Consider the following 26553-nt stretch of genomic DNA (forward strand, 5'->3'; position numbering starts at 1 on the left):
CAGTTTGCGAGGGGTAATGTTCAGAAACCTTCGAGAACGATCTTGCCTTTTGCCTTGCCGCTCTCGACCAACGCATGGGCGCGGCGCATATTGGCGGCGTTGATCGGGCCGAAGTGCTCGCCCAGCGTGGTGCGCAGCACGCCTTCGTCAATCAGGCTGGCAATACGATTGAGCAACACATGCTGGGCAATCATGTCCGGCGTTTCATAAAGCGAGCGGGTGAACATCAGTTCCCAGTGCAACGACAGCGACTTGCGCTTGAGCGGCATCACATCGAGACTTTGCGGGTCGTCGATCACACCAAGGCGCCCTTGCGGTCGCAGTACCTCGACCAATTGCAGAAAGTGCTGCTCGGTGCCGTTGAGGCTGGCAACATGACTGACCTCGCCCACACCAAGTTCCTGCAACTGAGCCAACAGTGGCTGGGTATGGTCGACAATAAAATGGGCGCCGAGGTCGCGTACCCAATCGGCAGTTTCCGGGCGTGAAGCCGTGCCGATCACCGTCAATTTGGTCAGCTTGCGCGCCAACTGCACCAGCATCGAACCCACGCCGCCCGCCGCACCGACAATCAGCAGGGAATCGCCCTCGCCCGCGCCTTCGGCAACGCCAAGGCGGTCGAACAACAGTTCCCAGGCAGTAATCGAGGTCAACGGCAAGGCCGCAGCCTGAGCGGCGCTCAAGGTGTGCGGCTTGCGTCCGACGATGCGCTGGTCCACCCGTTGAAACTCGCTGTAACTGCCGTCGCGGGCAATGGAGCCGGCGTAGAACACCTCATCGCCAGGGCGGAACAGGCTCACCGCCGACCCCACTTCGCGGACAATCCCCGCCGCATCCCAACCAAGAATTTTTGGCTCTTTGGCGAAGGTGCCGGCGCGCACCTTGGTATCCACCGGGTTGACCGAGACGGCGCGTACTTCTACCAGCAAATCGTTGGGGCCCGGTGCTGGTCGGGCGGCTTGCGCGTCCTGCAACGACTCTGGATCTTCGATCGGTAAACCGTTCTGGGTAAATGTGATGACTTTCATGGCAACTCGCTGTCAGGGATGGGCTGATGCACAACATGGGCGTAGTTTTGCCTTCCCCAGAACAAAGAAAAACCGGCAGAATGCGCCAACACTTTCACTGCAGGAGTGAAAATGATCCGTATTGATGATCTGGGCATGTTTGTGCGCAGCGCCGCCCTCGGCAGCTTTACTGCCGCCGCACTGGAGGCGGACTTGCTGCCGGGCCAGGTGGCAGCAGCGATCAAGCGCCTTGAGCGCGAACTCGACGTGCGTTTGTTTGCCCGCACAACCCGCAGCCTGCGCCTGACTGCCGAGGGCGAGCAGTACCTGCCGACCGCAGTGTCGGTACTGGAAACCCTCAAGCACGGGCGAGAAACCCTGCGCAGCGAGAATGCCCCGTTGCGCGGCGTGCTCCAGGTCGCCGCACCTTCAGACCTGGGACGCAATATTTTGTTGCCGTGGCTCTCGGCGTTTCGACGCGAGCATCCTCAGCTCAACTTGCGCTTTTTTCTGTCCGACCAGATCGCCGACCTGTTTCGCGAGCCCGTGGATGTCGCCATTCGCTACGGTCTGAACCACGATGCCAACTACGTTGCCCTGCCGCTGGCGCCCTGGAACCGGCGTGTATTGGTCGCCTCCCCAGACTATCTGTTGCGCAAGGGCAGCCCGACGGTCGCCACCGACCTACTCGACCACGACTGCTTGCTCTACCTGCAAAGCGGCCGGGTCTATGACAAGTGGCGGGTGGGCGCGCAGACGGTCCAGGTATCCGGCCCGCTGTTCAGCGATGACGCTGATGTGGCACGGCGCTGGGCGGTCGAGGGCGAAGGCATTGCCTTCAAGTCCTGGCTGGATGTCAGTGCCGACGTTAAAGCCGGTCGCCTGGTGGTGCTTTTGCAAGATCACCCCGGCGAGCCGTTGCCGTTGAGCCTGGTCTGCCCCCATCGCAAACAGGTCTCACCAGCGGTGAGCCAACTGCATAGCTGGCTCAGCCAACAACTGGTGACCCTCAAGCGTGTTTGAGGCGTTTCACCGCCAGTCCGCGACACCCACGGCGCATTATCCGGAAAAAGCAAAATATGATTTCCCGCTGGCGGTGATTATCAAACCAGCCCGCTACTTCTAAGCTCGCCTTCATCAACTCCCACCCGAGTTTACGAGGAAGCGCCGATGCCTAGTCCATCCCAATTGTTTACCCCCGCCACTGTTGGCAGCCACTTCACCCGCAACCGTGTGGTAATGGCGCCGATGACGCGCTCGCGCAGCAGCCAACCCGGCGACATTCCCAATGCATTGAATGCCGCTTACTACGCGCAACGTGCTTCGGCCGCCTTTATCGTCACCGAAGCAACGCAGATTTCCGCCCAGGGCAAAGGCTATTCGTTTACTCCCGGCATCTACACGCCAGAACAAGTCGCAGGCTGGCGCCTGGTCACCGAGGCCGTGCACAAGGCGGGCGGACACATTTATCTGCAGCTGTGGCATGTGGGGCGTATGTCCCACCCTGACTTTCATGATGGAGCGTTGCCCGTGGCGCCATCGGCAATCCCGTTTGAAGGCAGTATCTGGAAAGTCGACCCGCAAACCGGCATCGGCAGCATGGTGCCCTGCCCTACACCGCGTGCACTGGGCCGGGATGAGATATTCGCTATCGTCGAGGACTACCGCAACGCCGCAGCCAACGCGATTGCCGCAGGCTTCGATGGCGTTGAAGTGCACGCGGCCAACGGTTACTTGATCGACCAGTTCCTGCGCACCACGTCCAACGTGCGGACCGATGAATACGGCGGTTCGCGAGAAAACCGCCTGCGCTTTCTCAAGGAAGTCATGGATGCCGTCAGCGATGAAATCGGCGCAGCGCGCACAGCCATCCGCATCGCGCCGTTCCTGACCGCCAGAGGCATGGCTTGCCCGGACATCCTGCCAACCCTTCTTGAGGCTGCCGAGTATTTGCAGGGCAAAGGCATTGCCTATCTGCACCTGGTCGAGGCTGATTGGGACGATGCGCCGCAGTTCCCGGAGAGCTTCCGTCAGGCGGTAAGAGCACGCTTTCATCACCCGATTGTTGTCGCCGGCAAATATGACGAAGAGTTGACCGAGTGGGTATTGACCAAGGGTTACGCCGACTATGTAGCGTACGGGCGCAAATTTGTTGCAAACCCTGACCTGCCGCTGCGCCTGGAAAAGGGTTATCCCTTGGCCGATTTTGATGGCTCAGCGTTGTTTGGCGGTACCGAACGCGGGTACACCGACTACCCGGCGTGGTCGGCCCGCGGTTGAGGTAGCCCCCGGCGCTCTGAGGCAGGTCAAGCCGCCAGCCTCAGGGCAATCATGTCCATCAAGCGTTGGACGCGACGAGGCACCGCATGGCTGGAAGGGTAGACAATCTGCAGGTCCACCCCCTGCAAGGCGTAGTCGGGCAGCAACTCGATCAACCGCCCTTCGTCCAGGTCTTCACGGACATCGAGCTGCGACTTGATACAAATGCCAAGACCCGCCAGGCACCAGCGTCGTACCTGCTCACCATCGTTGGCCACTCGCCGACCGCTGAGCGACACCTTGAACGCCCCCCCGTCGACCCAGAACTGCCACTCCCGGTGGATATTGTTACCGAAACGCATCAGCAGACACTGATGCGCGATCAACTCCCTGGGATGCTGCGGCGTTCCGTGCTTGCTGAGGTAGGCAGGCGCTGCGCACACCACCCTGCGCCCTTCACTGAGTTTCTTGACCCTTAGCGTGCTGTCACTCAATGCGCCGTACCGAATGGCAAAGTCCAAGCCTTGCCCGGCCAAGTCGACAAAGCCATCCGTCAGGTTCAGGTCAACGCTGATATCCGGGTGGTGTTCCAGAAACTCATCCAGTATCGGCACAATGCGATTGCGCCCCAGGTCGACAGGCGCACTGAGCCGCACCACGCCCGAAACCTGCTCGGTCCCCAGTTTGATGGTGCTTGCGATATCTTCAGCTTCAGCCAGCAACGGGCGAACCCGCTCCACCAACACCCGCCCCTCGTCGGTCAGGCTGATCGAACGGGTGGTACGCACCAGCAAGGTCGCCCCGTAGTAGCGCTCCAATGCCCCCAAGCGCTCTGAAACAGAGGTGGGCGACAAGCCGGCTTCCCTGCCGGCAGCAGACAACCCACCCTTCTCGACAATCAATAGAAACAACGCAAGATTTTCGAAAAGCATTATTCGAGGTTCCCGAGAGCGACTTGGCGATGCGATCGAGTCTACGGTATTTGTGCTGTCAATATCGCATCCCGCCTGATGTGCACTTAGCGTCGGGTGATCACGACCTCGAGGTATTCGCTGGGCACCACCAGTGAAGACGCACCGCCCACGTTGCTGTCGTTCAACAATTGCGCAAGGTCGCGCTCAAGTGCTGCAGCCGCCTCGCCATCGAGCGAAGCAAAGGCTTTGTGTACCGGGCCGTACCAGGTCTTGAACACGTCAATGAAGTGCGCCGCCGAGCGATAGCGAAAATTGAAATGTTGGTGGCTGATATTGATTGAACCGACGCTGTCATTGAACAACTGCTGCAACTGCTCCTCGTCTCCCCAGCGCGACGGTGGTTGCGCCCCAGCCGGTGGCGGCACATGCCGGCCCAGGGTCTTGAACATCTGCCCGACAAAACCTTGGGGCGTCCAGTTGGCCAGGCCGATGCGCCCGCCCGGCCGGCATACCCGGCCAAGCTCTCGCGCCGACTGCGCCTGATCCGGCGCGAACATCACGCCAAAGGTCGAGACAACTGCGTCAAAGCTATCGTCGGCAAAGGGTAAGGCTTCGACATCAGCAACTTGAAACACAACGTTCAGATGCTCGGCCCGCGCCCGTTCCTCGCCTCGTTTCAACAGCTCGGGCACGTAATCGGTAGAAGTAACCTGACAGCCGCGCCTGGCGGCCGCCAGGGTGGCATTGCCGTTGCCGGCAGCGACGTCCAGCACCTTTTCATCCCAACGCAAGTCGCAGGCTTCGGCCAATCGCTCGCCCACCAACTGCAAGGTGGTGCCGATCACAGCGTAGTCTCCGCTGGCCCACGCAGCTTGCTGGCGTGCTTTCAACGCATTCATATCAAGGGGGGTACTCATGGTCTTCACCTTGTTTGTGCGCGTGGCGGTCAAACAAGCTAAAACCTATGCCAACACGCCGGCAAGCGCTGCCGGTGCTGGTGCAAGAAGAGTTGGATACATAGATAGAACGTCAGAGCATAGCGAGCGACTGACGATCAAGCTCGACCTGCCGACGCTTGCGGCAGGTTGAGCTCGTCACTTCCTAGCGCTTGGCCTTGAGTTGCTCGTAGGATTTGACCATGTCGTTGGCCCAGCCATCGAGCACCGCTTTTGCATCGTTGGCAGTCATGACCTGATCGGAGTTTTCCAGCTCGGTGCCTGCGCCCTTGCGCACAACCTGGGCAACCACTTTGTTGTTGCTGGCATCGATGAATTGTGCCTCGGTCGACAGGCTGGTGTCCTGGTCACGAATGCCGGTTGCAGCACTGACGCCAGCGGCGACCAATGCAATCGGAATGACTTCATAAGGGCGCAGGCCCTTGGTCTTGGCACTCACGGCGGTAATCGCCGGACGCACGACAAGCACCCCCGGGCCGGGGCCCTTGGCCAGCGGCAGGACCTTGGCGAACTGGGTCTGCAGCGCCTGGTTGTAGTAGCGAGTGATACCTTGCAAGGTGGAATCCGGGATTTTTTCCGTGGCTTGCGGCTTGGGATAGAGCTGGCTTGGCTCGATGTAGACGCTGCTGAATTTGTTCACGTTCACTTTCGGGTCAATCCAGCGCATGACCGCCGCACCTGAGGGTGACGTCTCTTCCTTCAGGGAACTGTAATCCTTGAGAAAGCCGGAATATTGATCGGACTCCACGTACTTGCTGGCGCAGCCGGAAAGCGCAAGAGAGGTAACGCACAGCGTAATCATCAGGTACTTCGACTTCATGTTGTCGCTCCTTTTGGCGAAACCGCAACGGCATACATCAGTTGAAAATCCATTACACGCGCCCGACCGCTGCCAAAGCAGCATTACCCAGACGAGCGTAAGCAGCGACACTTGTCATATGAGTCGGATGACGAACAGCCCTGCAAGGTATGTGTAGGAACAAACGTAGCGCGTACGCATCAACTTACAAGTCTATTGTGCAGAAACGGATTTAACGTGACAGGCAGCCAAGTAATCACCAGGCAACAAAAAAGCACCCTGGGGTGCTTTTTTGTCAACGCTGTCAGCGAGTTAAGGCCACCGCACTGGCCCGTGCCTTGTGCAACTTCTTGTAGCTCTCGATCAAGCGCAGGTGGCGATCGAGGCCTTCCAGCTTCATGCTGGTGGGGGTCAGTCCATGGAAGCGCACCGTTCCTTGCACAGAACCGATTGCCGCGTCCATCCGCTCGTTGCCAAACATGCGGCGGAAGTTGGCCTCGTAGTCCGCAAGTTCCAGGTCTTCGTCGATAACCACTTCGAGCACCACGTTCAGGGCTTGATAGAACAACCCGCGCTCAACGGTGTTGTCGTTGAACTGCAAGAAGGTTTCAACCCGCTCTTTGGCCTCTTCGAACTGCTGCAAGGCCACATAGATAAGCAGCTTCAACTCCAGAATGGTCAGCTGCCCCCAGGCGGTGTTGTCGTCGAACTCGATACCGATCAAGGTGGTGATGTCGGTGTAATCATCCAACTCACTTTCTTCCAGGCGCTCAACCAGGGCACGCAGGTCGGTTTCCTCGAGACGATGCAGGTTGAGGATGTCTTCGCGGAAGAACAGCGCCTTGTTGGTGTTGTCCCAGATCAGGTCTTCGATTGGGTAAATTTCCGAGTACCCGGGCACCAGAATACGGCAGGCGGTGGCACCCAGATGCTCGTACACCGCCATGTACGCTTCCTTGCCCATGTTCTCAAGGATGCCGAACAAGGTTGCTGCTTCTTCGCTGTTGGAGTTTTCGCCCTGACCGGAGAAATCCCACTCGACAAATTCGAAGTCGGGCTTGGCGCTGAAGAAACGCCACGACACCACGCCGCTGGAGTCAATGAAGTGCTCGACGAAGTTGTTCGGTTCGGTCACTGCATAGCCGGCAAAGGTCGGCTGCGGCAAGTCGTTGAGGCCTTCGAAGCTGCGACCCTGCAACAGCTCGGTCAGGCTTCGCTCCAATGCCACTTCCATGCTCGGGTGAGCCCCGAACGAGGCAAACACACCGCCGGTACGCGGGTTCATTAAGGTCACGCACATGACCGGGAATTCGCCGTCCAGGGAGGCATCTTTGACCAGTACCGGGAAGCCCTGCTCTTCCAGACCCTGAATGCCGGCGAGAATGGCCGGGTACTTGGCCAGCACCTCTTGCGGCACGTCGGGCAGGCAAAATTCGCGCTCCAGAATCTCGCGCTTTACCGCACGCTCGAAAATTTCCGACAAGCACTGCACCTGCGCTTCAGCCAGGGTATTGCCGGCACTCATGCCGTTGCTCAGGTAGAGGTTTTCGATCAGGTTGGAGGGGAAATACACCACCTCACCGTCCGACTGGCGCACATAAGGCAGCGAGCAGATACCGCGCTGTTCGTTGCCGGAGTTGGTGTCGTACAGGTGCGAGCCACGCAACTCGCCGTCGGGGTTGTAGATGCCCAGGCAGTAGGCGTCGAGGATTTCCTCAGGCAGCGCATCCTTGCGACCTGGCTTGAACCAGCGCTCTTCCGGATAGTGCACAAACGCCGCATTGGCGATGTCTTCACCCCAGAACTGGTCGTTGTAGAAGAAGTTGCAGTTCAAGCGTTCAATGAACTCACCCAACGCCGAGGCCAGAGCACTTTCCTTGGTCGCGCCCTTGCCGTTGGTAAAGCACATCGGCGATTGCGCGTCGCGAATGTGCAGCGACCAGACGTTGGGAACGATATTGCGCCACGAGGCAATTTCGATCTTCATGCCCAGGTCGGCGAGAATGCCCGACATGTTGGCAATGGTCTGCTCCAGGGGCAGATCCTTGCCGACAATATAGGTGCTCGCGTCGGAAGAGGCGTCGAGCATCAACAAGGCCTGGGCATTGGCATCAAGGTTGTCGACTTCCTCGATGACGAACTCTGGGCCGGTTTGCACCACCTTCTTTACCGTACAGCGCTCGATGGAACGCAAAATGCCCTGGCGATCCTTGGCCGAGATATCTGCCGGCAATTCCACCTGGATCTTGAAGATCTGCTTGTAGCGGTTTTCCGGATCGACAATGTTGTTCTGCGACAGGCGGATATTCTCGGTGGGGATATCACGCGTCTGGCAGTACAGCTTTACAAAGTACGCCGCGCACAGAGCCGACGAAGCCAGGAAGTAGTCGAACGGCCCCGGTGCCGAGCCATCGCCCTTGTAGCGGATCGGTTGATCGGCCACCACCGTGAAGTCATCGAACTTGGCCTCCAGTCGAAGGTTGTCGAGAAAGTTAACCTTGATTTCCATGCGGGATTACCATCATAAGCAGCAAAACAATTTGGCCGCCATTATCCGGCTTTTCACTTGGAAGTCTTGCGCTTTTGCGCAACGGCCGCTGATTGGCGCCAGTCATCAAACTGAAACCAGACACACCGCGGCCTTGGCCCTCTTGAGTCGACAGGCACTACAGCGTCAGCTGACGCAGCAATGCAAAGGCTTGCTTCATCTGGTCCTCACTGACCACGAACGCCCGCAGTTGCCCGTCCATGTCCAGCCCTCGGGCAATCAGTCCCTGCGACTCCAGGCTGATCTGCCATTGCAGGTCCTTGCGACTGGTTTCTCCCGCCAGGTGCAGGGGCATTTCCGGGGTCTTGACCTTGACCAGCATTGCCGGAAACTTCACGTTTTCATTGCCGCCCAGTACGTTGCGCGCCAGGGCCATCGCGCTCAACTGGATGGGCTGCAGGAACGGCAGCAGCTTGCCCTGGATCTGCGCGCAATCACCAACGGCAAAGATGTGCGGGTCCGAGGTACACATCCGCTCATCCACTTCAATGCCACGGTCTACCCATAAACCCGCCTGTGCGGCGATCGTGGTGTCGGGTTTCAGGCCAATCGAGGCAATAATCACATCGGTGGTGATTCGCCGACCGTTGGACAAGGTCGCCAGCAGGCCGTCGTTGGTTTTTTCGATGGACTCCAGCCCCTGGTTGAACAGCATTTCCACACCCATCTGACACAGCCGGTGCTGCAGGCGGCTGCTGACTTCGACAGGCAGCAACGACGCCAGCAGGCTGTGGCACTTGTCCAGCAGAATGACCTGCTTGCCGGCGCGATTGGCATCCATGGCCAGCTCGGTACCAATCAGGCCGGCGCCGAGAATCAATACACGCTGCGCCTCTCTCAGGGCCTCCTGTGCGCGCCGGTACTCCTGCTGGCTGTTGAGCGTCACCATCCACTCGCGTCCGGGGATCGGCGGCACGATGGCCTGCGCCCCGGTAGCAAGAATGAGCTTGTCATAGGCAAAGCTTTCGTTGCCGGCAACGATACGCTTGTTTTCACGATCGATTGCCGTGAGCTGACAGTGCGAATTCAATGTCAGCCGATACATTTCGGCAAAATCTCCGGCAGACTGGCGCGTCATGTCGTCGGCGCTCTGCTTGAGGCTGATGACGTGACTGAGGTCGGGCTTGTTGTACTCATCGCAGGTGTCTGCGGCGATCAATCGAATCGGTACATCGCTGTCGAGCTTGCGCAGGTTCTTGACCACCTGGCGCGCCGCAAAACCGGAACCGACGATGACAATATCCTTGTTCATTTTGCCTCCGACGGCAGTTCGTCAAACACCGATTTCCCTAGCGAACATTCCGGGCAGAGGAAGCTGTCAGGTACATCGCACCAGGCAGTACCCGGTTGCACATCCTGCATGGGCTCGCCAATTGCCGGGTCGTAGATCCACTGGCAGACACTGCATTGCATGCGCGGACCGTTATCGACCTGCGCTTGCACCTCGCACACTTCAGCATCCGCAAGCGGTGCTTGTTGTGCGTTGGTCAAGGGCTGCAGCGCCCATTGGCGCGCTACCTCACGGCCGTGCGCACGGCAAACTTCCAGAGCGTCGCTGTCGGGCCGCCACTTGGCCTTGAGCGCCAGCGTGGTTTCAAAGCCGGCATCCATCAAGCGGGTCTGAATACGATCGACCGCGCCGCCGTTCCAGCCGAAACTGCCAAACGCGGAAGCCTTTTTGTTGCGAAAGCGCAAGCCAGTGATCTCTTCGAGCATGGCGGCAACTTTCGGCATCATCACGTTGTTCATGGTCGAGGAACCGACCAGAACACCTTTTGAGCGAAACACGTTGGTCAGAATCTCGTTCTTGTCGTGGCGCGCGACGTTGTAGATTTTCACTGCCACACCGGGATCGACTTCGTGAATGCCCTGGGCAATGGCGTCGGCCATCATCCGCGTGTTGTTGGACATAGTGTCGTAGAACAGCGTGATGCGGTCCTCCTGGTAGTCCGCTGCCCATTCCAGGTAACGGTGGACAATCTGCGTCGGGTTATCGCGCCACACCACGCCGTGGGCGGTGGCAATCATGTCAACCGGCAGGTTGAAACCGAGAATCTCGGTAATCTTCGGTGTCACCAGGCGACTGAAAGGCGTGAGGATGTTGGCGTAATAGCGTTGGCATTGCTCGAACAGTTCGATCTGGTCCACTTCATCGTTGAATAGATGTTCATCGCAGTAGTGCTGGCCAAAGGCATCGTTGCTGAACAGCACGGCATCGCCGGTGATGTAGGTCATCATGCTGTCTGGCCAATGGAGCATGGGCGTTTCGACAAAAATCAGTTGTTTGCCGTTGCCGATATCCAGGGTGTCACCGGTATGGACGACGTGGAAGTTCCACTCGGGGTGATGGTGATGACCATTGATCGACTCCACGCCATTGGCGGTGCAGTAGATCGGCGTGTTGGGGATTTGCGCCATCAGCTCAGTCAACGCCCCGGCATGGTCCTCTTCGGCATGGTTGATAACGATATAGTCGAGGGTGTCGAGGTCGATTTCGGCTGCCAGGTTCTTGATGAATTCGCGGCTGAACTTGTGATCGACCGTATCAATCAACACAGTCTTCTCTTCACGAATCAGGTAGCTGTTATAGCTGCTGCCTTTGAGGGTCTTGTATTCGGTGCCATGAAAATCCCGCACTTCCCAATCGCGCTGACCAACCCAGTGAATATTGCTTTTGACGTGAATGGACATGTAGCTGCCTCGGATGTCGAATTGAAAGTTCTACACCCGAGATGGCAAGGTCCGTGCCAGATCGTATGTCATTGATTTTTATGATAAATAAAAATAGCTATTGTCGATATGACTATTCGAGTTTACTGTCTTTATGACTAATCATTGTCGAAGTGACCAACATGAGTCTCTCGGTAGAATCCCTGGCGCGCATTGCCATTGAGTTGCAAAGCGGCATTTCCCATCAAGACCGATTCCAACGCCTGATCAACACCCTGCGCCAGTTGCTGGGGTGCGACGCCTCTGCCTTGTTGCGCTACGACCATCAACACTTCCGTCCCTTGGCCATCGATGGCCTGGCCCCGGATGTGCTCGGGCGACGCTTCAGCCTTGATGCCCACCCGCGACTCGAAGCCATCGCTCGCGCAGGCGATGTAGTGCGCTTTCCGGCAGAAAGTCATTTGCCTGATCCCTATGACGGACTGATCCCCAGCCAGCAAGCATTGAAAGTGCATGCCTGCATCGGCTTGCCGTTGTTCGCCGACCAGACGCTGATTGGCGCACTGACCATCGATGGCATGGACCCGGCGCAGTTCGATCACTTCAGCGACGAAGAATTGCGCCTGGTCGGCGCCCTCGCCTCCGCAGCGCTGAACAACGCCCTGCTGGTGGAGCAACTGGAAAACCAGGCCATTACCCCGCTGTCCATCAGCAATGTACCGGCGAGCAAACCGGGCACCGAAATCGTCGGACTCAGCGGGGTCATGCAGCAGCTCAAACGCGAGATCGAAATGGTTGCAGGCTCGGACCTGAACGTTTTGATCACGGGCGAAACCGGGGTCGGCAAGGAACTGGTGGCCAAGGCCATCCATGAAAGCTCATCACGCGCCAGCCAGCCTGTGGTTTACCTGAACTGCGCGGCACTGCCCGAATCGGTGGCCGAGAGTGAGTTGTTTGGCCATGTCAAAGGTGCCTTTACCGGTGCGATTCATCACCGCACCGGCAAGTTCGAAATGGCTGATAACGGCACGCTGTTCCTCGACGAAATTGGCGAGCTGTCGCTCAGTCTGCAGGCCAAGCTGTTGCGGGTTTTGCAATACGGCGACCTGCAACGGGTCGGCGACGACACCGTCTTGCGGGTCAACGTGCGGGTACTTGCCGCGACCAATCGCGACTTGAAGCAGGAGGTAATGAATAACCGCTTTCGCGCCGACTTGTATCACCGCCTGAGCGTATTCCCGGTGCATGTACCGCCGCTGCGCGAACGCGGTCAGGACATCACCTTGCTAGCAGGCTTTTTCTGCGAACAAAGCCGAGTACGCATGGGCTTGAAGCGGGTGGCGCTGGCGACAAACTGCCTGTCGCAGCTTATGCAATACACGTGGCCAGGCAACGTTCGCGAACTGGAGCATGCGGTGTACCGGGCAACCATACTGGCCCGGGCGACCCAGCAAAGCGAAGCGCTGCAGCTCGAAGCCCAGCATTTCAATCTGCTAGGGGGGCAGCTCGATACCCCAACGGCGGCCCAGCAGGCGCCCGTGCCCAACCTTGATCAAGGACTGCGCGATGCAACCGACAATTTTCAGCGGCAACTGATCGAGAACACACTTAAGCGTTGCGCAGACAATTGGTCTGCGTGCGCCCGCCTGTTGAATATCGATGTGGCCAACCTGCACCGTATGGCGAAACGCTTGGGGCTGAAATAGCGCCCCTCTTCCCCGCCACTTACCGGTGCGAATCGCGCTCGATGAAATCGATAGCATGCTCTTCGCCACAGAGGAAAATCCTTTCGCCCATGAGCAGTTCCAGGCCGATCGTGCCGTCGCGATGCGCAGGAAACACTGCGCCTAGCACGGTGAGCAACGCCCGCGACACCTTGGCAACACCACGACCGAATGCCCGAAGTGTTGACTCATATTTATTTACAATTGCCATGGCACGCACCCTCTCTCATTGGATTGTGGATACCTATCACTGCGCAAACGCCGTGCCATGAAAAATGCCTTGTGAAACAGCGGCCGGCCAGCCTAAACGGTAAATATAACCATAATCATTCAGGGTTTGAATTACCCTATCAGGGTGAAAATCACCTTCTTGCGCCTTGGATGGGAATTCTGGATCCATCTGTATTGGCGAACTGCTCGATTGGCGTCTAGCCTCTGCCCGTACGCTTTCGATGCATCCATAACTAGATCCTCAAGCACTATCCGTGAGTCAGCCATCGGTAACGTTGTTTTCAATGCAGTAGGGCGTCGTGTGCCCAGAAACACCTACGGCTGATACAAAAGTGACGCGTTGAGTACCCAGAAGGGGCAGCGTAGCCATGGCCGAAAACCATTCAACTCGCGATCAACACCGCGCGCTTGGTCTCTCGACTTTAGCATTTACCCTGTGCTTTGCCGTTTGGACCCTATTCTCGATTCTCGGTTTGCAGATCAAGGATGAGTTCGGCCTCACCGATACCCAACTTGGCCTGCTGATGGCGACACCGGTACTGACCGGTTCGATCTCGCGCATTTTTCTCGGCCTGTGGACCGACCGCTACGGTGGGCGCTGGGTCTTCGGCCTGCTCATGCTGGTTTCAGCCGTATGCGTCTACCTGCTGACCTTCGCCAACAGCTTTGCGATGCTGTTGCTGGCCGCACTCGGTGTGGGATTGGCCGGAGGCTCGTTCATCGTCGGCACCGCCTATACCGCAACATGGTTCGAACCGAGTCGTCAGGGCACTGCCTTGGGGATCTTTGGCGCCGGTAACGTCGGTGCCGGCCTGACCAACTTCGGCGCACCGCTGTTACTACTGGCGTTCGGCTGGCGCGGTGCGGCCCTGGTGTATGCCTCGGTGCTGGCGATCATGGGCATCCTCTTCGTGCTGCTGGCCAAGGACGATCCACAGAGCAGCAGCCGTCGCGCGCAGCCCGTTGCGCTGGCCGAGCAACTGGCGCCACTGGCGGATTTGCGCGTCTGGCGCTTCTCGCTCTACTACTTCTTCGTTTTTGGCGCCTTCGTCGCCCTCGCCCTGTGGCTGCCGCATTACCTGATGCAAGTGTATGGCCTGGGAATGGTCGCGGCGGGTGTCGTCGCTGCGCTGTATACAGTGCCAGCGGCCCTGTTCCGCATTCTCGGCGGTTGGCTGTCGGACCGTCACGGTGCAAGGAAGGTCATGTACTGGACACTGGGCGTGTCGGTGCTGTGCACCTTCCTGCTCAGCTACCCGCCCACCCGCTATATCGTCACGGGTGTGCGCGGCGAGCTCGAGTTCTCCATGCACATGGGCCTGACCGGCTTTGTCCTGGTAATCATCGTGCTCGGCGTGTTCATGTCCTTGGGTAAGGCGGCGGTGTTCAAGCACATTCCCACTTACTACCCTCAGCACGTGGGCGTGGTCGGAGGCCTGGTCGGCATGATCGGCGGCCTGGGCGGTTTTCTGCTGCCACTGACTTTCGGCATGCTCAATGATGTGGTCGGTGTCTGGCAGAGCTGTTTCATGCTGCTGTTCCTGATCGCTGCTGGCGCGCTGGCCTGGATGCACTTCACCATCCGCATGGCCGAGCGCGTGGAATGGGCCAACCAGCGCCCCTCCAGCGACCTACCGGAACTGTCCACCCCCAGTGGCTTCGTGCTCTACGAATGGCATCCGGAAGACCCGACGTTCTGGGCGGCCAAGGGCAAGCGCATCGCCACACGCAACCTGTGGATTTCCATTCCCAACCTGCTGCTGGGCTTTGCCATCTGGATGGTCTGGTCGGTGGTGGTGGCCAAACTGCCGCTGGCCGGCTTCAACTACAGTGCCAACCAGTTGTTCTGGCTGGCTGCCCTGCCCGGCCTTTCCGGCGCCACCTTACGCATTTTCTACAGTTTCATGGTGCCGATTTTCGGCGGTCGTCGCTGGACCGCAATGTCCACCGCCTCGTTACTGCTGCCGGCACTGTGGATCGGTTTCGCCGTGCAGAATCCGCAGACGCCTTACCTGGTAATGCTGATCCTTGCGCTGCTGTGCGGCCTGGGTGGCGGCAACTTCTCTTCGAGCATGGCCAACATCTCGTTTTTCTACCCCAAGCAGGCCAAAGGTGGCGCCATGGGCCTGAATGCCGGGCTCGGTAACCTGGGGGTCAGCGTCATGCAGTTCGTGGTGCCGCTGGTGATCACTGCTGCGGTGTTCGGCAGCATCGGCGGTGAGCCCCAGCAGCCTGCCGAAGGGCCGCCGATCTGGCTGCAAAACGCCGGGTTTATCTGGGTGCCGTTCATTATTGCGGCAGCGCTGGCCGCCTGGTTTGGCATGAACGACATTGCCAGCGCCAAGTCGTCGCTCAAAGACCAGATGGCCATTTTCAAACGCAAGCACACCTGGTTGATGAGCGTGCTGTACACCGGTACCTTCGGCAGCTTCATCGGATTCTCTGCAGGTTTTCCGCTACTGGCCGGGCACTTGTTCCCGCATATCGACGTACTCAAGTTTGCCTTCCTCGGCCCGCTGATCGGTGCGTTGAGTCGCGCTTTCTCGGGTGGCCTGGCGGATCGCTTCGGCGGTGCGCGCATCAGTCTTTGGGTCTACGTGGCAATGGTCGCCTGTGTCGCCGGGGTGCTGTTCTTCATTGCCGGCAAGGATCAGCCAGGGGCCTTCTGGGGTTTCCTGACCATGTTCCTGCTGCTGTTCTTCTTCTCCGGGGTCGGCAACGCCAGCACCACCCAGATGATCCCGACGATTTTCCGCATCCAGACGCCCAGGCTGTTCCCCGATTTGCCGGCCGAGGAGCAGGCGCTGCAAAGCGAGAAAGAATCCGCCGCGGCGGTGGGGTTCATCTCCGCGGTGGCTGCCTACGGTGGTTTTTTCATTCCGAAGTCGTTCGGTACTTCCTTCGACCTGACCGGGGGCGCACAAGCGGCGCTCTACGGGTTCATCGTGTTCTACGTGCTGTGCATCGTGTTGACCTGGCTCTACTACACCCGTCGCAATGCCGAGGTTCGCTGCTAGCGGACTGGCATATACGCCAAGGAGGAAAGACATGAGTTATTTCATCGACCGCCTGCGTTACCTGGTCAATCGCCCCCCGGAATTTGCCAGTGGCCACGGTGAAACCCGCGACGAAAGCCGAGACTGGGAGGATGGATACCGCCAACGCTGGCAGTTCGACAAAATTGCGCGCTCGACCCACGGTGTGAACTGTACCGGCTCGTGCAGCTGGAAGGTCTATGTCAAGAATGGCCTGGTCACCTGGGAAACCCAGCAGACCGACTACCCGCGTACCCGCCCCGACCTGCCGAACCACGAGCCGCGTGGCTGCCCGCGCGGCGCGAGCTACTCCTGGTACCTGTACAGCGCCAACCGCCTCAAGTACCCGATGGTGCGCAAGGCGCTGATTCAGCTCTGGCGTGAAGCGCTCGCGGCCAACAGCGACCCGGTACTGGCCTGGGCAAGCATCGTCGAGAACCCCGAAAAGGCCCGGCAATACAAATCGATCCGCGGTCGCGGCGGCTTCGTGCGCAGTGACTGGGATGAGCTGCAAACCCTGATCGGCGCAGCCAACGTCTACACCGTCAAGCAATATGGCCCTGACCGCGTTGCCGGTTTCTCGCCGATCCCGGCGATGTCGATGGTCTCCTATGCGGCCGGCACCCGTTACCTGTCGCTGATCGGTGGCGTGTGTCTGTCGTTCTACGACTGGTATTGCGACCTGCCGCCCGCCTCACCGCAAGTCTGGGGCGAACAAACCGACGTTCCCGAATCTGCCGATTGGTACAACTCCGGCTACATCATCGCCTGGGGTTCCAACGTTCCGCAGACTCGTACCCCGGATGCGCACTTTTTCACCGAGGTGCGCTACAAGGGCACCAAAACCATCGCCATCACCCCCGACTACGCGGAAATTTCCAAACTCTGCGATGAGTGGATGAGCGCCAAACAAGGCACCGATGCTGCCCTGGCGATTGCCATGGGCCATGTGATTTTCAAGGAATTCCACCTCGACAAACCCAGTGCCTACTTCACCGATTACATCCGCCGCTACACCGATATGCCGATTCTGGTCGAGCTCGAGCCTCGCGAGGACGGCAGCCTGGTACCGGGCAAACAACTGCGCGCCAGTGATTTTGCCGACAATATGGCCCAGGCCAACAACCCCGAGTGGAAGACCATCGCCTGGGACGAAAGCAGCGAGCGCCTGGTCGTGCCGCGCGGCTCCATCGGCTTTCGCTGGGGGGAGTCTGGACACTGGAACCTGGAGCAGGTAGATGCCGAGGGTACCGAGATCAACCTGTGCCTGTCGCTGCTGGGTCGCCACGACGAAGTGGCGCGGGTGGCCTTCCCCTACTTTGGCGGTATCGAGCACAAGCACTTTCCTAACGTACCGCTGCGCGATGTGATCCATCACAACGTGCCGGCCAAGCGCCTGCGCCTGGCTGATGGCCGCGAAATCCTGGCGATCACGGTATTCGACCTGACCGCGGCCAACTACGGCATCGACCGTGGCCTGAGCGCCACGGTCGGCGGCAGTGGCGAAGACGACGGCGCCACGGCCTATGACCAGATGCGGCCTTATACCCCAGCCTGGCAGGAAGCGATTACCGGGGTACCTGCTGCACAGATGATCCGCATCGCCCGCGAGTTCGCCGAGAACGCCGACAAGACCCACGGCCGCTCGATGATCATCGTCGGTGCCGGGATGAACCACTGGTATCACATGGACATGAACTACAGGGGGCTGATCAACATGCTCATCCTCTGTGGCTGCGTGGGCAAGAGCGGTGGCGGTTGGTCGCACTATGTCGGCCAGGAAAAACTCCGTCCGCAAACGGGCTGGACACCGTTGGCCTTCGCGCTCGACTGGCAGCGACCACCACGCCACATGAACAGCACCTCTTTCTTCTACAACCACTCCAGCCAGTGGCGCTACGAAAAGCTGGAGGTCAGCGAGCTGCTCTCCCCCTTGGCCCGCCCGCAGGACTTCAGCGGCAGCCTGGTGGACTTCAACGTACGCGCCGAGCGAATGGGTTGGTTGCCATCGGCGCCGCAACTGAACACCAACCCATTGCACCTGGCCGCCGCCGCCCAAGCCGCCGGGCAGAGCACGACCGACTACACCGTCGAGCAACTCAAGAGCGGCAAACTGCGCTTTGCCAGCGAAGACCCGGACAACCCGCAGAATCACCCGCGCAACCTGTTTGTCTGGCGCTCCAACCTGCTCGGCTCCTCCGGCAAGGGACATGAGTACATGCTCAAGTACTTGCTCGGCACCCGTCACGGTGTACTGGGCAAAGACCTGGGCGTCGCTGGCGGCCAGAAGCCTGAAGAAGTGCAATGGACTGACACGCCGATCGAAGGCAAGCTCGACCTGGTGGTGACCCTGGACTTTCGCATGTCCACCACCTGCCTGTATTCGGATGTGGTCCTGCCTACTGCCACCTGGTACGAGAAGGACGACCTCAACACCTCGGACATGCACCCCTTCATTCACCCCCTGACGGCCGCCACCGACCCTGCCTGGGAAGCGCGCAGCGACTGGCAGATCTACGACGGCATCGCCCAGGCCTTCGCCCGTGTCTGTGTCGGTCACCTGGGCGAGGAAACCGACCTGGTGACCCTGCCCTTGCAGCACGACAGCCCCGGCGAACTGGCGCAACCCCAAGTACGCGACTGGAAAAAAGGCGAGTGCGAGCCGATCCCCGGCAAGACCATGCCGTCACTCATCGAGGTCAAGCGCAACTACCCCGAGACCTACGAACGTTTCAGTTCCATAGGTCCCCTGCTCGATGAAATCGGCAACGGCGGCAAAGGGATTGCCTGGAAAACCCAGGAAGAAGTCGACCTGCTCGGCAAGCTCAACTATCGCAAGCATGAAGGCTCTGCCCAAGGCAGGCCGAAACTGGCCTCGGCGCTGGATGCCGCAGAGATGATCCTTGCCCTGGCCCCCGAAACCAATGGCCAAGTAGCAGTCAAAGCCTGGGAAGCACTGTCGAAGATCACTGGCCGCGACCACTCGCACCTGGCGCGCCCCAAGGAAGAAGAGAAGATCCGCTTTCGCGACCTGGTCGCGCAGCCACGCAAGATCATCTCGAGCCCGACCTGGTCGGGCCTTGAAGACGAGCATGTGAGTTACAACGCCTGTTACACCAACGTTCACGAGTTGATCCCCTGGCGCACCGTCACCGGGCGCCAGCAGTTCTACCAGGATCACCCGTGGATGCGCGCCTTCGGTGAGAGCCTGATGGTCTATCGCCCGCCCATCGACACCAAGGCCATCGCCAGTGTTGCCGTGCCAAAAGACAACGGCAACCCGGAGATTGCCTTGAACTGGCTGACCCCGCACCAGAAGTGGGGCATCCACTCTACCTACAGCGACAACCTGCTGATGCAGTCGCTCTCGCGCGGCGGCCCGATTGTCTGGGTGTCCGAGACTGATGCGCAGGCCATTGGTGTTGTCGACAACGACTGGATCGAGCTTTACAACGCCAACGGCGCTATCGCTGCCCGTGCTGTGGTCAGCCAGCGGGTACGGCCGGGCATGGCGATGATGTACCACGCTCAGGAACGCATTCTCAATATTCCTGGCTCCGAGGTCACCGGCACACGCGGCGGGATTCACAACTCGGTCACCCGGGTCTGCCCCAAACCTACCCACATGATTGGGGGTTATGCGCAGCTGTCCTACGGTTTCAATTACTACGGGACGGTAGGTTCAAACCGCGACGAGTTCGTCATCGTGCGCAAGATGCGCAATGTCGACTGGCTGGACGGTGAAGGCAACGATTACCAGCAGGAGTCCGTGAAATGAAGATTCGCTCCCAGGTCGGCATGGTCCTGAACCTCGACAAGTGCATTGGTTGTCATACCTGCTCGGTCACCTGCAAAAACGTCTGGACCAGCCGTGAAGGTGTTGAATACGCCTGGTTCAACAACGTCGAGACCAAGCCAGGAATCGGCTATCCCAAGGAATGGGAGAACCAGAAAAAATGGAACGGTGGCTGGGTACGCAACGCCGACGGCTCGATCAACCCGCGCATCGGTGGCAAATGGCGGGTGCTGGCGAACATCTTCGCCAACCCCGACCTGCCGGAAATCGACGACTACTACGAACCCTTCACCTTTGATTACCAACACTTGCACAACGCCAAGCAGAGCGACCACCAGCCGGTGGCACGGCCACGCTCGCTGATCTCCGGCCAGCGCATGAAGAAGATCGAGTGGGGGCCCAACTGGGAAGAACTGCTGGGCACCGAATTCGCCAAGCGGCGCAAGGACGTCAACTTCGATCAGATCCAGGCCGACATCTACGGCCAGTTCGAAAACACTTTCATGATGTACCTGCCGCGCCTGTGCGAACACTGCCTGAACCCTGCGTGCGTAGCCGCCTGCCCCAGTGGCGCAATCTACAAGCGCGAAGAGGACGGCATTGTCCTCATCGACCAGGACAAGTGCCGTGGCTGGCGGATGTGCGTCAGCGGCTGTCCCTACAAGAAAATCTACTACAACTGGAAAAGCGGCAAGTCCGAGAAATGTATCTTTTGCTACCCACGGATTGAAAGCGGCCAACCCACGGTGTGCTCGGAAACTTGTGTGGGGCGCATTCGTTACCTTGGCGTGCTGCTCTACGACGCCGATCGCATCGAAGAAGTAGCGGCCTCGACCGATGACCGCGATCTGTACCATCGCCAATGCGAAATCTTCCTCGACCCGAACGATCCACAAGTGATCGCACAGGCGAGAAAGGATGGCGTTCCCGACAATGTCATCGCCGCCGCGCAAGCCTCGCCCGTGTATAAGCTGGCTATCGATTGGCAACTGGCCCTGCCGTTGCACCCTGAATACCGCACCCTGCCAATGGTCTGGTACGTACCACCGCTGTCCCCCATCCAGTCCGCCGCTGAAGCGGGCCATATCGAGTTCGACGGTGTCTTGCCCAAGATTGAGTCCTTGCGCATTCCCGTGCGCTACCTGGCCAACATGCTCACCGCTGGAGAAGAGGCGCCAGTGGTGCTGGCGCTCAAGCGTTTGATGGCAATGCGTGTGTACATGCGCGCCAAGCATGTCGACAACACCGTCAACACCGCCGTGCTCGACGAGGTTGGCCTGAGCCAGCACCAGGTCGAGGAAATGTACCGCTACCTGGCCATCGCCAACTACGAAGACCGCTTTGTCATCCCCACCGGCCACCGCGAGCAGATCCCCGACGTATTTGCCGAGCGCAGCGGCTGCGGCTTCACTTTTGGCGACGGCTGCAACGGCGGCAAAAGTGAAGTCAGCCTGTTTGGCGGACGCCGGCAGACCACCACCCTGGTCAAACCTGTGCAAACCTTCGACCCGCTGGAGGACAGCCGCCATGAATGAGGCCCCGGTGTTCAACAGTCAGGCCCAGGGTTTGCTGAGCTTGCGCGTGCTGGCCCGTCTGCTCGACTACCCCAGCGCCGAGCTGCAAGCTGCCAGCGCCGAGATGACCGGCCTGATCGAGGCTGAATCGCGCTGGCCGGCATCCTTGCGCACGCAATTGGTGCAGTGGTGCCGGGAATTGGCGGCCAGCGAGCTGCTGGATATCGAGGAAGCCTACGTCGAGTTGTTCGATCGTGGCCGAGCCACCTCGCTGCTGCTGTTCGAGCACGTGCATGGTGAGTCGCGCGATCGCGGCCAGGCGATGGTCAACCTGCTGGCAGAGTACGAAGCGGCAGGTTTTCAGCTCGATGCCCGCGAACTGCCCGATCACCTGCCGCTGCTGCTGGAGTATTTGTCTACCCGTGACCATGGACAGATTGGTCAGTGGCTTGGCGAGATACAGCCGATCCTGGCGCTTCTCGGTGCACGCCTGGAGGAGCGCAACAGCCGCTACGCCCTGGTGCCCCGTGCACTGCTGACACTGATCGGTGCCAGCGACACGATCGACGAGCAGCGCCCGGTTGCCAGCGCCGAGCCTCTGGACAATACCCCGCAGGCGCTGGACGCGGTCTGGGAGGAAGAGGCAGTGCGCTTCGAGGCCCAGTCCGACCAGGACTGCAGCCTGCAATCCAGCGAAGGCCGACGCTTGGCCGAGCGCAAGTACGAAGCTATTCCCCAAGTCATTCAGGTCATGCCATCAGCAATGTCGGACCGTGGTTGAACGGAGGCTTATCATGTACGAAGACTACTTGCTTCATTTGCTATACGGCTTTTATCCCTACCTGGTCGGCACCGTGTTTTTGCTCGGCAGCCTGCTGCGCTACGACCACGGCCAGTACAGTTGGAAAACCGGCTCCAGCCAGATGCTTTCCACCAAGCATATGCGCCTGGCCAGCAACCTGTTCCACATTGGCATCCTGGCGATCTTCTTCGGCCATCTGATCGGTCTATTGACCCCGCACTGGGTTTACGCCCCGTTTCTGTCGGCTGGGCACAAGCAACTCATGGCGATCATTTTTGGCGGCGTTGCCGGAGTGCTGTGCGTCATCGGTGGTGCCATGCTGCTCTGGCGGCGACTGTTCAACCCGCGGGTTCGTGCATCATCCAGCGTGATGGACAACCTGATTATCGCCCTGCTCCTGCTGCAAGCCACGCTCGGGCTTATCACCGTGTTCTTTTCACTGGACCACCTCGATGGAGGCATGATGTTGAGGCTGGCCAACTGGGCACAGTCAATCGTGTTCTTCCACGGCGATGCGGCCAGTCACCTGATCGGCACACCGCTGATCTTCAAACTGCACATCTTCCTCGGCCTGACCATTATCTTGCTGTTTCCTTTCACCCGTCTGGTTCACGTGTGGAGTATTCCGCTGGGTTACCTTGGGCGTAATTACCAGATTGTCCGCCGCCGCGGCTAACAGGAGACTGACATGGACATGATTGCCGTCGAAAACCTGCCGCACAGTCCGGCAGCGGTGATTCGGGTTGGTGACACCCTGCTCAGCGAGGCCGATATCGCCCGCGAGACACCGTTTCACCCCTCCTCGTCACTGGCCGAAGCGCAACTCAAGGCCGCCCGCGCTCTGGTAGTGCGTGAGCTGCTCGGCCAGCGCGCCGCGATGCTCGGCCTGAAAATCGGTGCTGATGATGAGAGTGACCAGGCCGTGAGCGCTCTGCTGGAGCGTGAACTGGCGGTGCCGGAACCGGACGAAGCGGCGTGTCGTCGCTACTTCGCCACCCACCGCGAACGCTTCTGCGAGCCGACCCGGCTGCGCGTACGCCATATTCTGTTGCCAGCGGCCCCCGAGGATGCCCGTGCCCGCGACGCCCACTATCGGCTTGGCGAAACGCTGCTGGAGGAGTTGCGCGAGCACCCCGAGCGTTTCACCGAAATGGCCCAGCGCCATTCTGCCTGCCCCTCGAAGGACGAAGGCGGCGATCTGGGCTGGCTGACCTCGGGCCAGACCGTTGCCGAATTGGACCAGGCCCTGCAGCGCCTGCCAGCCGGCTTGCACGATCGCCCGCTGGCGTCGCGCTACGGCTGGCACCTGGTGAGCCTCGACGAGCGCCAGGAGCGCAAGCCCCTGCCCTTTGCCCAGGTAGCCGAGCGGGTGCGCCACAGTCTGCGCGAAGAGGCGACTCGCCAAGCCCTTCGTCAGTACCTGCTGGCGCTGGAGGCAGAGATCGGAGTGGACGGCTTTCACCTCGATGACGACCCTATCGAGGGGTCAGGTAACCGTCGCACCGACCTGTAGTAACCCAGGCGCTACGACGGATGGAGGCAACAACAAGCACACGTTTGCGTCAAAGTCGTGAATAATCGGGGCGCCCTCTACAACGGGGCGCTCCGCGGTGAAAGCGTTATACGTCGGAACGCGGAAAAAATCGGCTCGAACGCTTACAATTGAGCCATTTCCTGCACATCAGACAGGCCAGTCCGGCTATGGCACTCGACCCTCCCACGCTTTTAGTTCTCTCCATCGCACTCGCCGCTGCCGCCGCCCTGTATCTGGCGGTCGAATGGCTCAGCGTACGTGAACCCTCGCTGCTGTTCTGGAGCGCGGGGTTTGCCACGATCACCGTCGGTTCGACCCTTGCATTGCTGCGCATGAGCGGGCTGCTGTTGATCGGTATCTGGTTCGCCAACGGCCTGCTGGTTACCGCGCATTGGCTGTTTCTGATGGGCGTCGCACGTTTTACCGAGACGCGCCTGTCACGAGGATGGTACCTGGTCTACGTTGCCTGGCTGGCCCTACTGCTGTTGCCCAGCGAGCCGTGGTGGTCAAAGGTGATGCTGATGGCCAACTCGCTATTGGTGGCGCTGCTGGCGCTCAGGGCCAGTTCGCTGCTGCGCCCACACGGCAAATCACTGAGCGTCGGCGCGGTGCAACTGCGCTACGTGCTGCTGGTCCACGGCCTGTTCTATCTGGTCAAGGCCTTTACTCCGGTGGTGCCGGGCACGCTGATAAATCTGGCGGCCTTCCAGGGAGAAATCATCCAGATCTCACTGGTCGAAGGTGCAATGGCGATCATGTTGATAGCACTGTCAATGACCGGCACCGAGCGTCATCGCCGAGAAGCACGCATAGCACGGTTGGCTGCGCGCGACCCATTGACCGCCCTGTACAACCGCCGGGCCCTGGAGGTGCGTGCGTCTCGCCTGCTGCAAGGCGTGTCGCCAACCCGGCCGGCGGCGCTGCTGTTGATCGATATCGACAACTTCAAAGGCGTCAACGATCTGCACGGTCATTCCGCCGGAGACCGGCTGCTGGTGGCCCTGAGCGAGATGATTCGTTCGCACCTGCCTGAAGGTGCGCTGGCGGCAAGACTAGGCGGTGACGAATTCGTGATTCTGCTGAGCAATACCTCAAAGCAGCGCATCGAAGAGCTGGGCAGCACCTTGCGAGAGCAGTTCCACAGCACCGCATCGCACGCCTTTGTAACCCCCTCTGCAGTGACCCTGAGCATTGGCGCGACCTTCTTCAACCAACCGCCAGCAAGCCTTGCGGCCCTGATCGAGCAAGGCGACGCCGCGCTTTACGAATCCAAGCGCGGCGGACGTGACAGCATTCGCCTGGTCGATCGCACCATTGTGAGTTCCGAGCCGCTGCCCCTGCCCACTCGTCAGTCTTCCTGAACCCGCCTAGCCGCTGTCGGTCGCTATTCAACAATGGCCTGTTTCCAGGCCGCTTGAATAGTAAGGAAGGCAGCGTGAGCGAGATCCGCATCGGCATATCCGGTTGGCGCTACAGCCCTTGGCGCAAGGACTTCTATCCCAAAGGGCTACGCCAAGCCGATGAACTGGCATTCGCCTCACGGGCGGTCAACAGTATCGAAATCAACGGCTCGTTCTACGCCCTGCAAACGCCGGAGCGCTATCGCCAGTGGCGTGAACAGACCCCTGACGACTTCGTGTTCTCGCTCAAGGCACCCCGTTACATTACCCATATGCGTCGCTTGAAAGAGGTCGAAGAGCCGCTGGCCAATTTCTTCGCCTCAGGTCCCCTGTTGTTGGGCGATAAACTCGGCCCCATCCTCTGGCAGTTTCCACCGAACATGAAGTTTGACGAACAACGCTTCGCCCACTTTCTCGACCTGCTACCCCGTGATCGTAAGGCCGCCAAAGCCTGCGCCCAACACTGCGCACAGCGACTCAGGGACAGTGGCGGCACCGACATCACTGGCAATGCAGCGTTGCGCTATGCCGTGGAAATTCGCCACGAGAGCTTTCTCTGCGACACATTCATCAAGCTCCTGCGCAAGCACAAAGTGGCATTGGTGGTCTCTGACAGCGCCGGAAAATGGCCATATGTGGAGGATCTGACCGCCGACTTCGTCTACCTGCGCCTGCACGGTGACGTCGAGCTCTACAGCAGCGGCTATACCGCCAGCGCCCTGCGCCGCTGGCGCTTGCGGATCCAGGCCTGGAGTCACGGCACGCAACCCGACGACGCCCGGCTGGCCACTGCCCTGGCCGCACCCAAGCGCGCAAAACGCGACATCTATTGCTATTTCGACAACGACCAAAAAGTTCATGCCCCGTACGACGCCCGGCGCTTGCTGGACAAACTCGGCCTGGATGGCGAACTGACTACCGAACCAGGGGTCCTGCCGGAGATGGCGGCACCGGGGCACCGGCACAATCCAAAGGAGAGCTACCATGCCACGCGGTGATAAAGACAAATATACCGACAAACAGAAGCGCAAGGCCGAGCACATCGAGGAAAGCTACGAAAACAAAGGTGTGTCCAAGGATGAGGCCGAGGCCCGCGCGTGGGCCACGGTCAACAAGCAGTCGGGCGGCGGTGAACGTAAGGGCGGCTCTGGACAAACCAAAAGTGCCAAAGCCAAGGCCAAGTCGCGAAAGTCCTCAGCGCAGCGTGCCGTCGCCACCAAGCACAGCGTGCCCCGGCCGGAGCAACACCTGGAAGACATGACCAAGGCCGAGCTGATGGACCGGGCCCGTAAGCAGAACATCGCGGGGCGCTCGACCATGCGCAAGGGCGAGTTGGTTAAGGCACTGTCATAGCGTTGGGTTTT

The 26553-nt window shown here is 59.7% G+C and carries 21 protein-coding genes; 13 read left to right on the top strand and 8 right to left on the bottom strand.

Features of this window, described 5'->3' with window-relative positions:
- Nucleotides 1-20 precede the first annotated feature (20 nt).
- Nucleotides 21-1028 carry a zinc-binding alcohol dehydrogenase family protein gene (locus tag V0R60_RS18840; RefSeq protein WP_330080004.1) on the bottom strand — a complete coding sequence of 336 codons (1008 nt, stop codon included), beginning with the start codon at nt 1026-1028 and terminating at the stop codon, nt 21-23.
- 111 nt (nt 1029-1139) lie between these two features.
- On the opposite strand from V0R60_RS18840, the gene V0R60_RS18845 reads away from it, so the two are divergent.
- Nucleotides 1140-2030 (top strand): LysR family transcriptional regulator, encoded by an 891-nt coding sequence (locus V0R60_RS18845; protein ID WP_136476742.1) that lies wholly within the window; start codon nt 1140-1142, stop codon nt 2028-2030.
- Between the two features lie 147 nt (nt 2031-2177).
- On the top strand, nt 2178-3287 hold the full coding sequence (locus tag V0R60_RS18850; protein WP_136476743.1) for an alkene reductase: 1110 nt from the start codon (nt 2178-2180) through the stop codon (nt 3285-3287).
- A 26-nt stretch (nt 3288-3313) separates the two neighbouring features.
- Here the strand turns inward: V0R60_RS18850 and V0R60_RS18855 are convergent, their stop codons facing one another.
- Nucleotides 3314-4198: a LysR family transcriptional regulator gene (locus V0R60_RS18855; RefSeq protein WP_136476744.1), complete on the bottom strand. Its 885-nt coding sequence runs from the start codon at nt 4196-4198 to the stop codon at nt 3314-3316.
- Nucleotides 4199-4284: 86 nt separating this feature from the next.
- Nucleotides 4285-5097 carry a class I SAM-dependent methyltransferase gene (locus V0R60_RS18860; RefSeq protein WP_136476745.1) on the bottom strand — a complete coding sequence of 271 codons (813 nt, stop codon included), beginning with the start codon at nt 5095-5097 and terminating at the stop codon, nt 4285-4287.
- On the opposite strand from V0R60_RS18860, the gene V0R60_RS18865 reads away from it, so the two are divergent.
- A complete protein-coding gene (locus V0R60_RS18865) occupies nt 5096-5269 on the top strand; it encodes a hypothetical protein (protein ID WP_168198471.1) in 174 nt (57 codons plus the stop codon). The genes V0R60_RS18860 and V0R60_RS18865 overlap by 2 nt on opposite strands.
- Nucleotides 5270-5281: 12 nt before the next feature.
- On the opposite strand, the gene V0R60_RS18870 is transcribed toward V0R60_RS18865, so the two are convergent.
- The 4 genes from V0R60_RS18870 to norV form a co-directional block, all read right to left on the bottom strand.
- Entirely contained in the window at nt 5282-5956 is a 675-nt protein-coding gene (locus V0R60_RS18870) for a DUF3313 domain-containing protein (protein WP_330080003.1), read from the bottom strand.
- A 283-nt stretch (nt 5957-6239) separates the two neighbouring features.
- A complete protein-coding gene (locus V0R60_RS18875) occupies nt 6240-8444 on the bottom strand; it encodes an OsmC domain/YcaO domain-containing protein (RefSeq protein ID WP_330080002.1) in 2205 nt (734 codons plus the stop codon).
- A gap of 157 nt (nt 8445-8601) precedes the next feature.
- The gene (gene norW, locus V0R60_RS18880; protein ID WP_330080001.1) at nt 8602-9735 is read right to left on the bottom strand and encodes an NADH:flavorubredoxin reductase NorW; all 1134 of its coding nucleotides are present in this window, start codon (nt 9733-9735) and stop codon (nt 8602-8604) included.
- Nucleotides 9732-11174, bottom strand: coding sequence for an anaerobic nitric oxide reductase flavorubredoxin (gene norV / locus V0R60_RS18885; protein WP_136476749.1), 1443 nt, complete (start codon nt 11172-11174; stop codon nt 9732-9734). The genes norW and norV overlap by 4 nt, the downstream gene beginning before the upstream one ends.
- A gap of 161 nt (nt 11175-11335) precedes the next feature.
- Between norV and norR the strand changes: the two genes are divergently transcribed.
- Nucleotides 11336-12859: a nitric oxide reductase transcriptional regulator NorR gene (gene norR / locus V0R60_RS18890; RefSeq protein WP_330080000.1), complete on the top strand. Its 1524-nt coding sequence runs from the start codon at nt 11336-11338 to the stop codon at nt 12857-12859.
- A gap of 19 nt (nt 12860-12878) precedes the next feature.
- On the opposite strand, the gene V0R60_RS18895 is transcribed toward norR, so the two are convergent.
- Entirely contained in the window at nt 12879-13088 is a 210-nt protein-coding gene (locus V0R60_RS18895) for a hypothetical protein (protein ID WP_330079999.1), read from the bottom strand.
- A gap of 388 nt (nt 13089-13476) precedes the next feature.
- On the opposite strand from V0R60_RS18895, the gene V0R60_RS18900 reads away from it, so the two are divergent.
- The 9 genes from V0R60_RS18900 (at nt 13477) to V0R60_RS18940 (ending at nt 26542) form a co-directional block, all read left to right on the top strand.
- A complete protein-coding gene (locus V0R60_RS18900) occupies nt 13477-16125 on the top strand; it encodes a nitrate/nitrite transporter (protein WP_330079998.1) in 2649 nt (882 codons plus the stop codon).
- A 31-nt stretch (nt 16126-16156) separates the two neighbouring features.
- Entirely contained in the window at nt 16157-19921 is a 3765-nt protein-coding gene (locus V0R60_RS18905) for a nitrate reductase subunit alpha (RefSeq protein ID WP_330079997.1), read from the top strand.
- On the top strand, nt 19918-21474 hold the full coding sequence (narH, locus tag V0R60_RS18910) for a nitrate reductase subunit beta (RefSeq protein ID WP_136476754.1): 1557 nt from the start codon (nt 19918-19920) through the stop codon (nt 21472-21474). Before V0R60_RS18905 ends, narH begins: the two co-directional genes overlap by 4 nt.
- Nucleotides 21467-22234, top strand: coding sequence for a nitrate reductase molybdenum cofactor assembly chaperone (narJ, locus tag V0R60_RS18915; protein ID WP_136476755.1), 768 nt, complete (start codon nt 21467-21469; stop codon nt 22232-22234). Before narH ends, narJ begins: the two co-directional genes overlap by 8 nt.
- Before the next feature lie 13 nt (nt 22235-22247).
- On the top strand, nt 22248-22931 hold the full coding sequence (narI, locus tag V0R60_RS18920) for a respiratory nitrate reductase subunit gamma (RefSeq protein ID WP_136476756.1): 684 nt from the start codon (nt 22248-22250) through the stop codon (nt 22929-22931).
- Nucleotides 22932-22943: 12 nt separating this feature from the next.
- Entirely contained in the window at nt 22944-23768 is an 825-nt protein-coding gene (locus tag V0R60_RS18925) for a peptidylprolyl isomerase (RefSeq protein WP_330079996.1), read from the top strand.
- 188 nt (nt 23769-23956) lie between these two features.
- Nucleotides 23957-25150, top strand: coding sequence for a GGDEF domain-containing protein (locus V0R60_RS18930; RefSeq protein WP_330079995.1), 1194 nt, complete (start codon nt 23957-23959; stop codon nt 25148-25150).
- A gap of 74 nt (nt 25151-25224) precedes the next feature.
- A complete protein-coding gene (locus V0R60_RS18935; protein WP_136476759.1) occupies nt 25225-26187 on the top strand; it encodes a DUF72 domain-containing protein in 963 nt (320 codons plus the stop codon).
- On the top strand, nt 26174-26542 hold the full coding sequence (locus V0R60_RS18940) for a Rho termination factor N-terminal domain-containing protein (protein ID WP_330079994.1): 369 nt from the start codon (nt 26174-26176) through the stop codon (nt 26540-26542). The genes V0R60_RS18935 and V0R60_RS18940 overlap by 14 nt, the downstream gene beginning before the upstream one ends.
- Nucleotides 26543-26553: the final 11 nt, after the last annotated feature.

Origin of the sequence: Pseudomonas auratipiscis (assembly GCF_036324085.1) — a bacterium.
GTDB lineage: Bacteria > Pseudomonadota > Gammaproteobacteria > Pseudomonadales > Pseudomonadaceae > Aquipseudomonas > Aquipseudomonas auratipiscis.

Coding starts and splice junctions, on each gene's coding strand:
- V0R60_RS18840 (WP_330080004.1), bottom strand. CDS start 1,028: ATGAAAGTCATCACATTTACCCAGAACGGTTTACCGATCGAAGATCCA.
- V0R60_RS18845 (WP_136476742.1), top strand. CDS start 1,140: ATGATCCGTATTGATGATCTGGGCATGTTTGTGCGCAGCGCCGCCCTC.
- V0R60_RS18850 (WP_136476743.1), top strand. CDS start 2,178: ATGCCTAGTCCATCCCAATTGTTTACCCCCGCCACTGTTGGCAGCCAC.
- V0R60_RS18855 (WP_136476744.1), bottom strand. CDS start 4,198: ATGCTTTTCGAAAATCTTGCGTTGTTTCTATTGATTGTCGAGAAGGGT.
- V0R60_RS18865 (WP_168198471.1), top strand. CDS start 5,096: ATGGTCTTCACCTTGTTTGTGCGCGTGGCGGTCAAACAAGCTAAAACC.
- V0R60_RS18860 (WP_136476745.1), bottom strand. CDS start 5,097: ATGAGTACCCCCCTTGATATGAATGCGTTGAAAGCACGCCAGCAAGCT.
- V0R60_RS18870 (WP_330080003.1), bottom strand. CDS start 5,956: ATGAAGTCGAAGTACCTGATGATTACGCTGTGCGTTACCTCTCTTGCG.
- V0R60_RS18875 (WP_330080002.1), bottom strand. CDS start 8,444: ATGGAAATCAAGGTTAACTTTCTCGACAACCTTCGACTGGAGGCCAAG.
- norW (WP_330080001.1), bottom strand. CDS start 9,735: ATGAACAAGGATATTGTCATCGTCGGTTCCGGTTTTGCGGCGCGCCAG.
- norV (WP_136476749.1), bottom strand. CDS start 11,174: ATGTCCATTCACGTCAAAAGCAATATTCACTGGGTTGGTCAGCGCGAT.
- norR (WP_330080000.1), top strand. CDS start 11,336: ATGAGTCTCTCGGTAGAATCCCTGGCGCGCATTGCCATTGAGTTGCAA.
- V0R60_RS18895 (WP_330079999.1), bottom strand. CDS start 13,088: ATGGCAATTGTAAATAAATATGAGTCAACACTTCGGGCATTCGGTCGT.
- V0R60_RS18900 (WP_330079998.1), top strand. CDS start 13,477: ATGGCCGAAAACCATTCAACTCGCGATCAACACCGCGCGCTTGGTCTC.
- V0R60_RS18905 (WP_330079997.1), top strand. CDS start 16,157: ATGAGTTATTTCATCGACCGCCTGCGTTACCTGGTCAATCGCCCCCCG.
- narH (WP_136476754.1), top strand. CDS start 19,918: ATGAAGATTCGCTCCCAGGTCGGCATGGTCCTGAACCTCGACAAGTGC.
- narJ (WP_136476755.1), top strand. CDS start 21,467: ATGAATGAGGCCCCGGTGTTCAACAGTCAGGCCCAGGGTTTGCTGAGC.
- narI (WP_136476756.1), top strand. CDS start 22,248: ATGTACGAAGACTACTTGCTTCATTTGCTATACGGCTTTTATCCCTAC.
- V0R60_RS18925 (WP_330079996.1), top strand. CDS start 22,944: ATGGACATGATTGCCGTCGAAAACCTGCCGCACAGTCCGGCAGCGGTG.
- V0R60_RS18930 (WP_330079995.1), top strand. CDS start 23,957: ATGGCACTCGACCCTCCCACGCTTTTAGTTCTCTCCATCGCACTCGCC.
- V0R60_RS18940 (WP_330079994.1), top strand. CDS start 26,174: ATGCCACGCGGTGATAAAGACAAATATACCGACAAACAGAAGCGCAAG.